Origin of the sequence: Microbulbifer halophilus (assembly GCF_026183675.1) — a bacterium.
Taxonomy (GTDB): domain Bacteria; phylum Pseudomonadota; class Gammaproteobacteria; order Pseudomonadales; family Cellvibrionaceae; genus Microbulbifer; species Microbulbifer halophilus.
Window position 1 is genome coordinate 21,413 of the sequence record NZ_JAPIVK010000040.1, and the last position, 13,079, is coordinate 34,491.

Genomic DNA, 13,079 nt, shown 5'->3' on the forward strand with positions numbered 1-13,079 from the left:
TTTTCAGCTGGTTGAGCAGTTCGCTGGTGTTTTTCGCCATGGCCCTGTTTTTATTGTTACGTCCTGTAGGAGTAAGATTCCAACCCTAGCAGAAAAAAACAGGCCTGACTATCGTACAGCAAGGTAGTATCGACTGGAAAGCTGACCTTTCGTTTCAGTGGCCCGAGAAAGCTGGGATCAGCAGTACCAGAAGGGTGAAAACCTCCATTCGCCTCATCAGCATCTTCAGGATCGTAACTACTCAGCGCCAATCGACAGAACTGAATTTTTCCAACAAGGAAGTGCGGCTATTCGTCATCCTGTCACTTATACTAAAGGAGTTTTTCCGGCATCAACGGGTAAAGTCTGGTGGAACCATTGTGGCAACCAAGTGAGTGGCTGAGGAGGCTAAACAGCGTAGGCCAGAGCACAGGCCGCGCCACACCAGGAACCGGAACCCAGTGGGCGAAGCATGGCTTCTTCCTCCGAAGGAAAATCAGGCGGCCGCCGAGTGTAAATCCTTGGTTGCGTGATCAGTGGACGCGACAACTTTGTCAACAAACACAGACATTGCAACAAGTGGTACAGCTATGCAACCCGCAGCCGGTTGGAGCCGATCAAGAAAGTCGCCAGAATACTCAAGTGGCACTTGGACAACCTGCTCAACTACTTTGGGCACCAGATTATCAACGCGGGATCAGAAGGAATGAACTCAAAATTCCAAACTTTGAAATCGAATGCTCGTGGCTTTCGATCCTTCGAGGGGGGGGGAGGAGCAGGGCCAGCGTACTCTTCTACTGCGGAGGCCTTGGGTATGGAGCCGGAGCCTTCACACTGATTTACGAAGAACCACAAGGAGAGATGTGCAGGTAAAAATTCACAAAATTAAATGCCAACTTGACAGGTTGATCAAAATACAGGATGTTGGATATAGAGACTGGGAGGCAGTTTCTAGGCTAACAGCACTAGATCGGTTTCTCCCACCACTTCCTCCACCACCTCACCCAACGGCAGGCTCTTCGGCCCGGTACCAATTTCCGGGTGCTTTTTCCTGGACAGCATCCCCGGGCATGATGACGGTCACCAGCGAATGTGCTTCAAGCACGAAACGGCATCTGAAGGAATCGCCGGCGCCTACTTTTGGAGAGAGCTCGCGAGTTACCTCGAGCGTCAGACAGCCCTCTTCTGGAGAGCACGCCTTCACTTCGGCGCATTCAAATCCGAAGTAGCTGCCGACAACGGGATAAAGTGCCTTGAACAGGTCTCCTTCGCCGAGAAAATCAGGGTGGCAGCGATGTTTTCCCGCAGTCCCCGGCTTACCAACAAGGAGTGTTCTTCCGCTTGGCAGATCAATCCGGAAACCTGATCTGCCAACGGCCCGGACAGGTACGCCTCGATACCGATAAACCTGTCCCCGCCACCGGAGTCCCGGGTGATCGCGCAGATTGCGGTGGAGTGACTATGGGTTATGGAGCCCCTGGTTCCCACCGGCCAGACCGGGTTGCGGTGCTCCCCTATCGGTATCTCGGGAACCGGCCCGGGCATGAAGCCAGACCGGTATATCGCCTGTCGAGCCGCATACCTGCCGGTCAAGAATTCTGCCTGGCGCTTTTCAACCGCGTTTTCCAGCGGCTGGGGAAAACGGATCCCCAGGTCATTGTAATGGAGTTTCCGGTAGTGCATATGGTCGAAGTCGCAGCGGTACAGGCAGACGGCTTCACTGTTATTGATCCAGTAGCGTTCCCTGTCAAGAAAATCGAGATTGCTTCCCGGGCCGGTATCCCTTGGGACGAAATCTATCGTTATCATTCTTCTGAAGATACCTTAATCCTGTACTAGCTTCGTCGCGGCGGCTATCAGACGATCGCAAACATGGTTCGCGGCCGTCTGAAAATCGCCAATTCCAATTTTTCCTCAGTATAATCCGGGCAACCGGGGGAAGAAAGCTGTCTCCAGCCTTGCAGATGGATTCACTAGTGGACCGCTTGTAAAGTTCGGTAACAAAGGAGCACAGTCAAATCGTTCAGATCAAGGCGAGAAAGCGCTGGAATAGCAGCATTATTTCAATCTTTCTCAACGCAAAGCTGGACGACTTTGCGAAGCGAACTGTGCCTAACTTTACAAGCGGTCCACTAGAGCGTGTAAAGATAACTCACCAGGTCCTTCTTCTCCTGTTCGGTAAGCTGGGTGCCCAATACGATATTGAAAAACTCCACCGTATCGTCCAGGGTCATCAGGCGGCCGTCGTGCAGGTAAGGTGGTGAATCCTTGATGCCGCGTAGCGGGAAGGTTTTGATGGGGCCGTCGGCGCTGGCGAGGCGGCCGTTGATCATCTTGGGTTCGTAGAAACGCTCGGTGCGCAGGTCGTGCATCAGGTTATCGGTAAAGTATGGCGGCTGGTGGCACTCGGCACACTGGCCCTTGCCGAAGAAGATCTCCTCGCCGCGCAATTCCTGTTCCGTGGCCTTGCTTTTGTCCAGGCGCCCCAGCAGGTTCAGCTTGGGGGCAGGCGGGAAGTCGAACAGGGCCTGCACCTCAGCCATGAAGTGCACCTGGCTGCCCCGCTCCAGGATGTTGACACCCTTCTTGGTGGCGATCACCGGATCGCCATCGAAATAGGCTCCGCGCTGTTCGAACTCGGTGAAGTCCTCGACACTTTTCAGGGCCCGTTGGGAACCGAACAATCGCTGGATATTGACACCGCGCAGCGTGGGTGTGTCGATCCGGTGGCGGTGTTTCTGCGGGCGGATATCGCCCACCAGGTGCGTAGCGGCGTTGGTGTGACCATTGACGTGGCAGTCCAGACAGGCAACCCCCTGGCTGGGTTTCTCTGAACGCCGATCCCAGGTGGCGTTGAACTGTTGCTGTGGAAACGGCGTCAGCAGCAGCCGCAGGCCCTCCAGCTGCTTGGGATTCATTATACCGTTGAAAAGGCCGAAAAAATTGCTCAGCGTAACCACCTCTCCCTGGGAGACATCGCCAAGGTCCGGGCGTGTGGTCAGGTAGATGGGGGGCGGAAATTCTGGCAGGAATGTATCCGGCAGCACAAAGTCCAGGTCGAAGCGGGTCAGGTCCCGGCTTTCCTGTTCCTTGATGGCGTCGATATGGAACTGCGGGAACACCATGCCGCCTTCATTCTGGTTCGGGTGTGGCAGTGGATAAAAGCCTTCGGGCCAGAGTTCCTCGCTTTTGATTTCTCCCGGAGACATATCTGCCAGTGATTCCCAGCTGGCGCCGTCGGGTAGCTTTACCCGCACTCCGCCCTGCACTGCCTTGCCGCCACTCATGGTGACGCCTTCTACCGGGTTGTCAGAGAGGTCATAGCGCTGCTGCAGAAGCGCCTCGTGGCGCTTCTGAATCTCCGGTTTCTCATCGCGCATCCGCTCCAGCGTGGTTTCAAAACTCTCATGATCCACAACCGGCATATAGCTGCTCGGTGGCCCCTTGTCCTGTGCCACCGACGGCAGAGCTGCGAAAAAAAGGGATGCGAGCAGGAGGCGGAAAGTGTGTGTGGCATCTTTTGACATAAAGCTCCTCCGAAAAGCTCTTTCGACTTTATTATTCCAGGAAGCTTCACAAGCGCCGGGGCCGACGCTACTGCTGCGAAAAGCTATCAAGTAGATAGAACAACTATTGAAAGCCTGCCAATAGATTTTAACTCTCGAGACAATAGCGGCTGGCTAAAAAGGGACGACACGCCAATTTTCATTCGGTTTGGCACCAAGTAAAACAAACTGCCACCTAATGGCAGGATACAGACCGGAAAAACTCGGGAATCCGCTTTTCAAGCCAGTACTTCGGCCGCCACAGACTGCCGCCGATAAAACCGACGTGGCCGCCGTGCTTGCTGATGTTGAGCTGCACGCCGGGACCCACCTCTGATTTGGTTGGAATAGCCGCCGGGTCGATAAACGGATCATCCTCGGCGTGAATGATCAGGGTCGGTCGGATGATATGCTTCAGCAGCGGCTTGCTGGAGGCGCGGGTGTAATAATCGTCGACATCGCGAAAACCGTGCAGGGGCGCGGTGAAGGCGTCGTCAAACCGACGGAAGCTGGCGAAGTTTCCCGGCTCCTTCAGGTTCGGCATGGCGTCGGCCAGTGTCGCCTCCATGGCCTTCTTCTCGAGGCTATTTTTGAGGCTGGCGAGCAGGTGGCGCTGGTAGAAACGCGACAGCCCGGTATTGATCCGGTGGCTGCAGGCGTGCAGGTCCATCGGTGCCGACACGGCCACAGCCGCCGCCAGGGGACTGCCCTCCCCGTCTTCGCCCAGCCACTTCAGCAATACATTGCCACCCAGAGAGTAGCCCACCGCCATTATCGGTGTATCGGGCAGTTGCTTACGAAGTTCGCCGGCAAGCCAACGCGGGTCCTCGCTGTCGCCGCTGTGGTAGGCCCGCAACAATTTGTTCGGAACACCACCACAACCGCGGAAATGCATCACTGCAACCTGGAAATTCTTTCGCATCAGTGCATCCATCATTCCCTGGGCATAGGGAGAGGCGACCGATCCCTCCAGCCCGTGGAGGATCAGCACCAGGGGCCGATCGGGGCAGTCTTCCAAAGGTTTCGGCAGGTGCAAGCCGAGCTGATCGCCATCCGGTGTGTAGTACCAGTGGCACTCGGTGGCTACCCAGGAATCGGGGCGGTGAAAACGGGCGAAAACGGTCTGCAGGTGGCAGTTGCCCAGGCCAATGGCGGGGGAGAACTTCTCGGTCATCTGTCGGGTCCGGCTGGTTGCGGACCAGACCATACCGATATTTTTGTAGAAACTGAAGAGGGGCTTAGCGCGATTCCGGTTTTTCTACACGCACGTAGAAGCGATAATCACCACCGCGCATCAAAAGATAGATATTGTAGGGCTCAAAGTCCTTGCCCTTGTACATGCCCGGGCTGCCCTCGGGCATGCCCGGCACCGTGAGGCCATAACTTCCCTCGGGCGGGTTGCTCAGGTATTTGCGGATAAAGCGCGCGGGCACATGGCCCTCGAACACATACTTTTTGTTCAGTACCGCCGTGTGGCAGCTGTGCATCCCCTCGGGAATGGCCCACTGCCCTTTTATCCTGCTCATGTTGGTGGTGTTGTCGGTGCTGGTTTCGATACCCCTCCGGTGCAGATGGGCCATCCACTTTTTACAGCAGAAGCAGAGAGGGTTTTTGTGCACCACAAGCGGCCCGCTCAATTCGCCGCTGGAAGCTGTGCCGTTTTCCCCCTCGTCATCAGACCGGGCATTTTCCACCCACAGCGGTGCAGCTCCCAGGATCACTACCGCCAGCAGGAAACAGGAGAGTCGATCAGTCGGCCTGTGCATAGTGGACCGCATAGTGTTGTTTCGCGTCGCTCCAGTGGGCTAGCGGTGAAAAGCCGGTATCCCGCAGCAGTTCGGCAAAACCGGCCAGGGAGTATTTGTGACTGTTCTCGGTATGGATGGTCTCCCCTTCCCGAAAGGCTATCCGCTCACCACCGATACTGACACAGTGGGATTTCAGGCTGACCAGATGCATCTCGACCCGCTGGCGGAGGGGATGATAAAAACTGCGGTGTGCAAACAGGGACAGATCAAAATCCGCGTCCAGCTCCCGATTGATTCGGGCGAGCAGGTTTTTGTTGAAATCGGCAGTCACGTGGGCGCTGTCGTGGTAGGCCCGCTCCAGCACCACCGAATCCTTGACCAGGTCGGTGCCGATCAGCAGGCCGTCACCGCGCTTCAGCCGGGACCGGAAATGGGCCAGCAGTGCCCTGGCCTGCTGCGGATCGAAGTTGCCGATGGTGGAGCCGGGGAAAAAGATTACCTGCCGGAGCCCGGCGGTCCCGTCGGCGGTCGGCCAGGCTTCCATACAGGTGAAATCGCCCACAGCGGCCTCGACCGGGAGGCCCGGCAGGCGGTGCTCGATATCCGCCCTGGCGGCGAGCAGTATTTCCGGTGATATATCGATGGGAATATAAGCGGCGGGGTTTTCCAGGCTCTCCAGCAGGGGGCGGACCTTCTCACAGTTGCCCGCACCTGGCTCGACGATCACGGCCCGCGGGCCGATACAGTGGGCCATCTCGGGCAGGTGTTGTTCAAAGATCGCGGCTTCCGTCCGGGTCACATAGTAGTCGCCCAGCTCGCAGATCCGTTCAAACAGCCGCGAACCGGTTTCATCGTAGAGATACTTGCATGGCAGGCTTTTCTGTTCCCGGTGCAGTCCCTGCAGTACGTCGCTGTAAAAAGCTTCATCAATCGGGGGGGCTGCGCGCATCGGCGAAGCGGCCATATTCATACTGCATCTCCTGCCAAACGAATTCCGGTAAACTGCCACGCCTGGTGCGGGTAGAAGAAATTGCGGTAACTCATGCGGATATGGTCCGCGGGTGTAATACAGGAGCCGCCGCGCAGCACCTTCTGGTTGCACATGAACTTGCCGTTGTACTCGCCGACGGCATCCTCGCTGGCGCGGAAGCCGGGATATGGGTGGTAGGCGCTCGCGGTCCACTCCCACAGGTCGCCGAGGAACTGGGGTTGCCCCGGCGCCGCAGCGACCGGCCCGAAGAGGCGTTTTTCCAGCAGGTTGGCAACCGCCAGTTGGTCCGGCTGGCGCAGCAGGCAGGCGGCGACTTCCCATTCAAACTCGGTGGGCAGGCGCTTGCCGGCCCAGGTGGCGAAGGCATCGGCCTCGTAGAAGCTGAGATGACAGGCCGGTTCCGCGCCGCGCAGCGGCTGCAGGCCGGCGAGGGTGAACTGATACCAGTGCCCTTCCCTCTCCCGCCAGTAAAGGGGATGCGAGGCCCGCGTTTTCTGCAGCCAGGACCAGCCGTCGGAAAGCCAGAGGCGCGGCTCGCGGTAGCCGCCGTCCCGGATAAACTCCCGGTATTCGCTGTTGGTGACCAGGCGCGAGGCGATGCGGAAATCCTGCAGTAACTGGCGGTGCGCGGGGCCTTCGTTGTCGAAATAGAAGTGCTCCCCCTCACTGCCGATACTGTAGATACCGCCGGCAATATCCAGCCAGCGCACCTCGTTGGCGGCCTCCTCGTCGCCGCTCTCGCCGTCGTCGTCCGCAGCGCTGTAGGCCGGCATGGTGGGGTTGATGGAGAAGGCGTGCTTGATATCTGTCAGCAGCAGTTCCTGGTGTTGCTGTTCGTGGTTGAGGCCCAGTATCACCAGGTATTCCAGTTCCGGCCGCCATTCGTCCGCGGACAGGAGCGCGGCCATATGGCGGTCGACACTGCGGCGATAGGCGAAGACGGTATCCAGGTGGGGCCGGGATAGCAGCCCCCGGTGCGGCCGGCTGAACGGCGTGCCGAGGCTGTTGTAATAGGAGTTGAAAAGCTGGTGGAAATCCGGGTCGAACTGCCGGTAACCGGCCAGGTGGGGGCGCAGCAGGAAGGTTTCGAAGAACCAGCTTGTGTGGGCGAGGTGCCACTTCGTGGGGCTGGCGTCCGGCATCGACTGCAGTTGCATATCTTCCGCGGACAGCGGATCCACCAACTGCTCCGTTTCTCCACGTATTCGCCGATAGCGCGCGAGGAGTTCTTCCCGAACGTCTGTGTCTACCTCTCCCGCCAGTAATGCCATGGCAATTGCCGACTGCGATCCTTTTCGAATGATGATACGCAGTTTTGGCGGGATTCCCACGAAATTACCAGCCGCGCGGGTGTAATTGGCATCTATTTCCCCATGTTGGAAATTGGCGCACCCGGGTCGGTGGGGCGCGAAGGGTAAAGGCGGGACGGTGCTCACAAAAAGGGCCGGCAGTGCCGGCCCTTTCCGTTGAGGCTGTCACGGACAGTGCTCAGAAACGCACGGTGAAGTCGGCACCGTACATCCGCGGCATAAAGCGCCAGGCCGGGCTGGCGCCAATGGCCGCACCGGTACCGCCGTAGCCACCGGCGATCTCCTCGTCGCTGGCGTTCTTCACCCACAGTGCCGCCGAGTAGCGATCGGAGGCACTGTTCCAGCCCGCGCGCAGGTTCAGCAGTTGGTAGTCCTCGATCACGCGGGTCGGGTCGCTGATAGAGCCGATACGCTCGTCGGTCCAGTTGTAATCCGCGCGCAGCACGAAGTCCGCACCGGAGTTCATCGGAACGGTGTACTCGGCGAGGATGTTGAACTTGTTCTCCGGGGTGGAGACACGCGGCTGGCCAACGCGGGAGTGCTCCTCTTCGGTTTCACCGATTGCCTCGATGATCTGGTAACGGGTGTACTCGGTGTCCAGGTAGGAGTAGTTGCCGGCGATAAACAGGTTGTCGGTGGCCGCCCACTGCAGTTCCACTTCCGCGCCCTGGCCTTCGGCATCGGCGTTGCGCAGGTAGTAGTTGGGGATGGGGGCGCCCACCAGGTCCAGTTGCTGCAGGTTGTCGTATTCGTAGCTAAAGATAGATGTATTCAGTTTGACACGGTTGTCGAACAGGCTGCTTTTCAGACCCAGCTCCATGTTGACGACATCTTCCTGGTCGAAAGAGGGGTCGATGCCCTCCGCGGCACTAAAGCTGTTGAAGCCGCCGGCCTTGAAGCCATCTGCCACCGAGAAGAAGGTCATCACGTCGTCGTTCCAGCGGTAGTCGAGGACGACGCGGCCGGACAGGTCGCTCCAGGAGTCATCGAGGTCCTGATGCAGATCGGCAATACCGTTGTTGTTGAACGCCATGCCGAAGCGTTGGGCGGGAATACAGGGCTGAGCTTCCGCAGATTCACAGGAAGGCACTGACGGCAGGGGCAGCTGCATAAGAACGCTGCCATCTTCCCCGTATACGTCGACTTCCCCACCGGCCAATGCAACCGGCAGGGTGTTCTGGTAAGCGCTTTCGATGGTGAAGTCTTTCTCGTCGGCGGTGTAACGGGCGCCGACGGTCAGGTCCATCTTGTCGGTCAGGCTCCAGGTCACGTCGCCGTACACCGCCGCTGAGCGGTAGTCGCCGGTATTGGTCACCGTCTCATTCCACTCCGTGTCTGCCATTACCCAGGGAGCGATACCGGCCATCAATTGGGCCGCCATCTGCTCCCGGTCGAGCATGCTGGCATTGATGGACTCCGGCGCGCCGAACATCGTCAGCAGTTGATCGGCCTGGCCGGACTGGACCATCAGGTCGTAGACGAAAGTGGAAACCGCCGCGCCTTCCTGCCCCCCGGCAATCATCGCCTGGCGCTGTTGTACAGCCAGGTCTTCGAGCTGTGTGGTGGTCAGGTCTGCCCCCGCCATCTGGGCTTTTACGCCTTCATAAACAGCGAAGGATTCCAGTGAACCGGCGGTAAAATAGGCATCGGTATCGTGTTCCAGTTCCTCGCGGGAATAGGACGCGCCGACAGTCCACTTCAGAGTGTCGGTCACGCCATTCAGGCGAAACTCCTGGGAGAACTGGGTCTGGTCGTCGAAGTTGGCGGAACCGAACATATAGTCCGGATTTGCGGTACCGTCCTCATCCTGTTGCAGATGCGCATCGAAACCGCGGTAGGCGGTGATGGAGGTAAAAGTGAAATCCTCGAAGTCACTGGTAACGGTCACCGAGGTACCCCAGGAGTCGCGATCCTCGATGGTGGGCGTATCCAGGGAGTAGTCACCAAAGACGTCGGTGCCACCTTCCATTTCCTGGAGTGTCGGCACAATCGAGGTACGCAGCGCACTGCCCTGGTCCATCACGCCGTAGTCGGCGCGCCACAGTACCTCGGTATCGAGCGTCGGCTCCCACAGCAGCGAGGCGCGGTAGGTCTGGGTATCCTGGTTGCCGGCTTCGAAATCACCTCCCAGGTTATCTGCGAAGGAGTCCCTGCGGTTGCTGGACGCGGTGAAGCGGCCGTACAGGTTGCCGGCAATCTGGCGATTCAACAGCAGATCGGAAGACTGGCGGCCGTAGTTGCCGGCGGTCAGGCTCAGTTCGGCGGTGTCATCCGCCTGCGGTTTCTTGCTGATGATATGGATAGCGCCACCGGTGGCGTTGCGGCCGAACAGAGTGCCCTGCGGGCCTTTCAATACTTCCACCCGTTCTATATCCGCCAGGGGAATTTCCGCACCGGCACCGCGGCCGGTGTAGACACCGTCCACGTAGACCGCCACCGCGGGATCAGATCCGACGGTAAAATCGCTGGTCTGGATGCCCCGGATACTGTAGGTGGGCTGCAGCGGAGTATCGTTATTCATCTCGACACCCGGCGTGAACTTGCCCAGGTCGGTGAGATTCTCCACACCCATGGCCTTCATGTTGTCGCCAGTGAAGGCGGAGATGGCGATGGGGACGTCCTGCAGGTTTTCCGAGCGCTTCTGTGCCGTTACCACAACTTCCTCGATTTCTGCCGCAGTGGCAGTGGCGCTGAGTGCGGTGGCAAAGGCAATGGCCCCGGAGAGAATGGACAGGCGGAATTGCCGGTTTTTACCGGTCTGATCGGCGTCGTGCATCATCGCGTCCTCGCGTTTGTTGTTATAGAAAAGCGTGATGTTCAGATAGATGTTTGTTGTTTATCTTTTTTGTTATGAAACGCCATACTACGACCCAGCAAGGGGATTGGAAACCCTGTTGTGACTTTTTCCCGATGACTGGTCAGTTCTGGGTGGCGCCTAAATCATTATTAATATTCTAATGACACCCTATTCCACAGAAAATTCTCATTCGTGACCGCAGTTTGTCCTCGAGTAACTATTTTGGTGCAAACTAGCATTGTTAATCTTCCGATTTGCACCAATGACAACAATGACCAGGCAAAGTGACCATGTCTCTTAGAGTGTCCCTCTCCCCTCTGATCGCTCGTATTCTGTTGGGCGCCGTCGCCCTGTCGCTGATACTGTTTGCCATCATCTGGCTGTGGCTGCGCCAGAGCCTGCCGGTTCTGGGCGGAAAGCTGGAGACCGGCCACCTGGAGGTTCCGGCCACCATCCGCCGCGATGCCCAGGGGGTGGCCCTGATCGAATCCGACAGCCGCAACAGCAGCGCCTTCGCGCTGGGCTTCCTGCACGCGCAGGAGCGCTTTTTCCAGATGGATCTGTTGCGGCGCAATTCCGCTGGTGAATTGTCTGAACTGTTTGGCGACGCTGCGCTGGAACACGATCGCGGTATTCGCGTACACCAATTCCGCCAGCGCGCGGAGCGCAATGTGGCCGCTCTGCCCCGCGATCAGAGGCAGTTGCTGGCGCAGTATGTCGAAGGGGTGAACTACGGTCTGGGGCAGCTCGGTGCCACCCCCTGGGAATACGCACTGCTCGGCGCCGAACCGCGCCCCTGGCGTGCGGCCGACAGCATGCTGACCATCTTCAGCATGTACCTGACGCTGCAGAGCCCTACCGGCAACTTCGAACGCCGGGATACGGCGCTGGCGGAACTGCTGCCGCGGGACCTGTATCAGTTTTTCTTCCCCGCCGGCGGCAGTTGGGACGCGCCACTGATCGGCGGCCCCCGCGGCCCGGTGACCCTGCCGCAGACGAATATCGCCACGCTACTGGAAGCGGATCAATCCATCGCCTACCAGCCGATGACGAGCGAAGATCGCATCGCCGGCAGCAACAACTGGGTCGTCGGCGGCGCGCTGACCGAACACGGCTCGGCCATATTGGCCGACGATATGCACCTTGGCCTGGATGTGCCCAATATCTGGTACCGCGCCGGCTGGAAAATACCCGGTACCGACCGCTATCTGCGCGGTGCCACCCTGCCCGGCGGCCCCATCGCCGTAGTGGGCAGCAACGGCAGGGTGGCCTGGGGCTTTACCAATACCGGCGGCGACTGGAGCGACCTGATCCCGCTGGAGCTGAGCGAAGATGGCGGGAAATATCGTACGCCGGATGGCTGGCGGGCGTTCGAGGTGGCCGAGGAGAGCATCGCGGTAAAAGGGGCCGAGCCGGAAACCATCGAAGTGCGCAAAACCATCTGGGGGCCGGTGGTGGCGGAGAACCACCGGGGCAGGCCCCTCGCCTACCGCTGGGTGGCGCACGATCCCCGCGGTGCCAACCTGAACCTGTTGCGCATAGAAACGGTGGAGACGGCGAAAGAGGCGCTGGATCTCGGCCCGCAACTGGGCATTCCCCACCAGAACCTGGTGGTGGGCGACAACGAGGGGCATATCGGCTGGACCGTGGGCGGTGCCATTCCGCGGCGTGTGGGTTTCGACGGCAGCCGCTCCGTCTCCTGGGCGGATGGCGATGCCTACTGGGATGGCTATCTGTCCGCGGCGGAACAGCCCCGGGTCTACGACCCGCCCTCCCACCGGATCTGGACCGCAAACGCCCGCACCATGGACGGCGACTTCCTGCAGATCATGGGCAACCAGGGTTACGCCCTGGGGGCACGCCAGCAGCAGATCCGCGACAACCTCTTCGCCCGCGACCGGTTTACCGAAAAGGACCTGCTCGACATCCAGCTCGACGACCGAGCCGTTTTCCTGCAACGCTGGCAGAAGAACCTGCTGTCGCTGCTGGCCGGCCGGGACAACTATGCCGATGTGCGCGCACAGGTGGAAAACTGGGGTGGCCGCGCCAGCGCCAGTTCGGTCGGCTACCGGATGGTGCGCAATTACCGCCTGAAATTCATGGAGTACGCCACCGCGCCGGTGCTGAGCTATATGCGCCGCTTCGACGAGGAGTTTTCGCTGGGCTCGGTGAACCGCCAGATCGAGTACGCCATCTGGGAGATGGCCAGCGGCGAGCCGGACAACCTGCTCAACCCGGATTTCGAATCCTGGCAGTCCCTGAAACTGGCGGCGCTGGATGAAGTGCTGGCGAAGATGGCCGAAGGCGGCCTGCCACTGGCGGAACAGACCTGGGGCCAACAGAACACCGCCAGGATTCACCACCCGCTGGGCCGCGCCCTGTCCGCGGTCAACTGGTTCACCGCCATGCCGGCGCAACCGCTGTCCGGCGATACCCATATGCCGCGGGTACAGTCACCGGACAGCGGTGCCTCCGAGCGCATGGTGGTGGCTCCGGGACACATGGAAAACGCCATTTTCCATATGGCCACCGGACAGAGTGCGCACCCGTTGTCGCCCTTCTTCGCCAACGGCCACGAAGATTGGGTGGCAGGTAATCCGTCGCCGCTGATGGAGGGGGAAGCCCGATACGAAATCAATCTTCAGTAGACAATCCCCACAGAAATGTAGATACCATCTGTCCCTACATCCCTCAAGGGGCTATCTGGCC

Annotated in this window: 9 protein-coding genes; 2 read left to right on the plus strand and 7 right to left on the minus strand. The window is 59.2% G+C overall.

What is annotated here, in order from left to right; genetic code table 11:
• Positions 1–508 precede the first annotated feature (508 nt).
• Positions 509–817, plus strand: a complete 309-nt coding sequence (locus OQE62_RS16755; protein ID WP_377535547.1) for a transposase — start codon at positions 509–511, stop codon at positions 815–817.
• Between the two features lie 362 nt (positions 818–1,179).
• Here the strand turns inward: OQE62_RS16755 and OQE62_RS16760 are convergent, their stop codons facing one another.
• The 7 genes from OQE62_RS16760 to OQE62_RS16790 form a co-directional block, all read right to left on the minus strand.
• Positions 1,180–1,788, minus strand: coding sequence for a 4'-phosphopantetheinyl transferase family protein (locus tag OQE62_RS16760; RefSeq protein ID WP_265723196.1), 609 nt, complete (start codon positions 1,786–1,788; stop codon positions 1,180–1,182).
• 323 nt (positions 1,789–2,111) lie between these two features.
• Positions 2,112–3,506 (minus strand): hypothetical protein, encoded by a 1,395-nt coding sequence (locus OQE62_RS16765; RefSeq protein WP_265723197.1) that lies wholly within the window; start codon positions 3,504–3,506, stop codon positions 2,112–2,114.
• A gap of 214 nt (positions 3,507–3,720) precedes the next feature.
• On the minus strand, positions 3,721–4,698 hold the full coding sequence (locus OQE62_RS16770) for a hydrolase (RefSeq protein WP_265723198.1): 978 nt from the start codon (positions 4,696–4,698) through the stop codon (positions 3,721–3,723).
• Positions 4,699–4,762: 64 nt separating this feature from the next.
• A complete protein-coding gene (locus OQE62_RS16775) occupies positions 4,763–5,290 on the minus strand; it encodes a DUF411 domain-containing protein (protein WP_265723199.1) in 528 nt (175 codons plus the stop codon).
• Positions 5,274–6,242 carry an L-histidine N(alpha)-methyltransferase gene (gene egtD / locus OQE62_RS16780; protein ID WP_265723200.1) on the minus strand — a complete coding sequence of 323 codons (969 nt, stop codon included), beginning with the start codon at positions 6,240–6,242 and terminating at the stop codon, positions 5,274–5,276. Before egtD ends, OQE62_RS16775 begins: the two co-directional genes overlap by 17 nt.
• Complete coding sequence (gene egtB / locus OQE62_RS16785; RefSeq protein ID WP_265723201.1) at positions 6,239–7,534, minus strand: ergothioneine biosynthesis protein EgtB; 1,296 nt, start codon at positions 7,532–7,534, stop codon at positions 6,239–6,241. The genes egtD and egtB overlap by 4 nt, the downstream gene beginning before the upstream one ends.
• Positions 7,535–7,751: 217 nt before the next feature.
• The gene (locus OQE62_RS16790) at positions 7,752–10,349 is read right to left on the minus strand and encodes a TonB-dependent receptor (protein ID WP_265723202.1); all 2,598 of its coding nucleotides are present in this window, start codon (positions 10,347–10,349) and stop codon (positions 7,752–7,754) included.
• 311 nt (positions 10,350–10,660) lie between these two features.
• Here OQE62_RS16790 and OQE62_RS16795 point away from each other — a divergent pair, with 311 nt between their 5' ends.
• The gene (locus OQE62_RS16795) at positions 10,661–13,018 is read left to right on the plus strand and encodes a penicillin acylase family protein (RefSeq protein WP_265723203.1); all 2,358 of its coding nucleotides are present in this window, start codon (positions 10,661–10,663) and stop codon (positions 13,016–13,018) included.
• Positions 13,019–13,079: the final 61 nt, after the last annotated feature.

What these genes read in the sequence shown, in the direction of transcription:
- OQE62_RS16775 (WP_265723199.1), bottom strand. Translation starts at nt 5,290, where the DNA reads ATGCACAGGCCGACTGATCGACTCTCCTGTTTCCTGCTGGCGGTAGTG.
- OQE62_RS16790 (WP_265723202.1), bottom strand. Translation starts at nt 10,349, where the DNA reads ATGCACGACGCCGATCAGACCGGTAAAAACCGGCAATTCCGCCTGTCC.
- OQE62_RS16760 (WP_265723196.1), bottom strand. Translation starts at nt 1,788, where the DNA reads ATGATAACGATAGATTTCGTCCCAAGGGATACCGGCCCGGGAAGCAAT.
- egtB (WP_265723201.1), bottom strand. Translation starts at nt 7,534, where the DNA reads ATGGCATTACTGGCGGGAGAGGTAGACACAGACGTTCGGGAAGAACTC.
- OQE62_RS16765 (WP_265723197.1), bottom strand. Translation starts at nt 3,506, where the DNA reads ATGTCAAAAGATGCCACACACACTTTCCGCCTCCTGCTCGCATCCCTT.
- OQE62_RS16770 (WP_265723198.1), bottom strand. Translation starts at nt 4,698, where the DNA reads ATGACCGAGAAGTTCTCCCCCGCCATTGGCCTGGGCAACTGCCACCTG.
- OQE62_RS16795 (WP_265723203.1), top strand. Translation starts at nt 10,661, where the DNA reads ATGTCTCTTAGAGTGTCCCTCTCCCCTCTGATCGCTCGTATTCTGTTG.
- egtD (WP_265723200.1), bottom strand. Translation starts at nt 6,242, where the DNA reads ATGAATATGGCCGCTTCGCCGATGCGCGCAGCCCCCCCGATTGATGAA.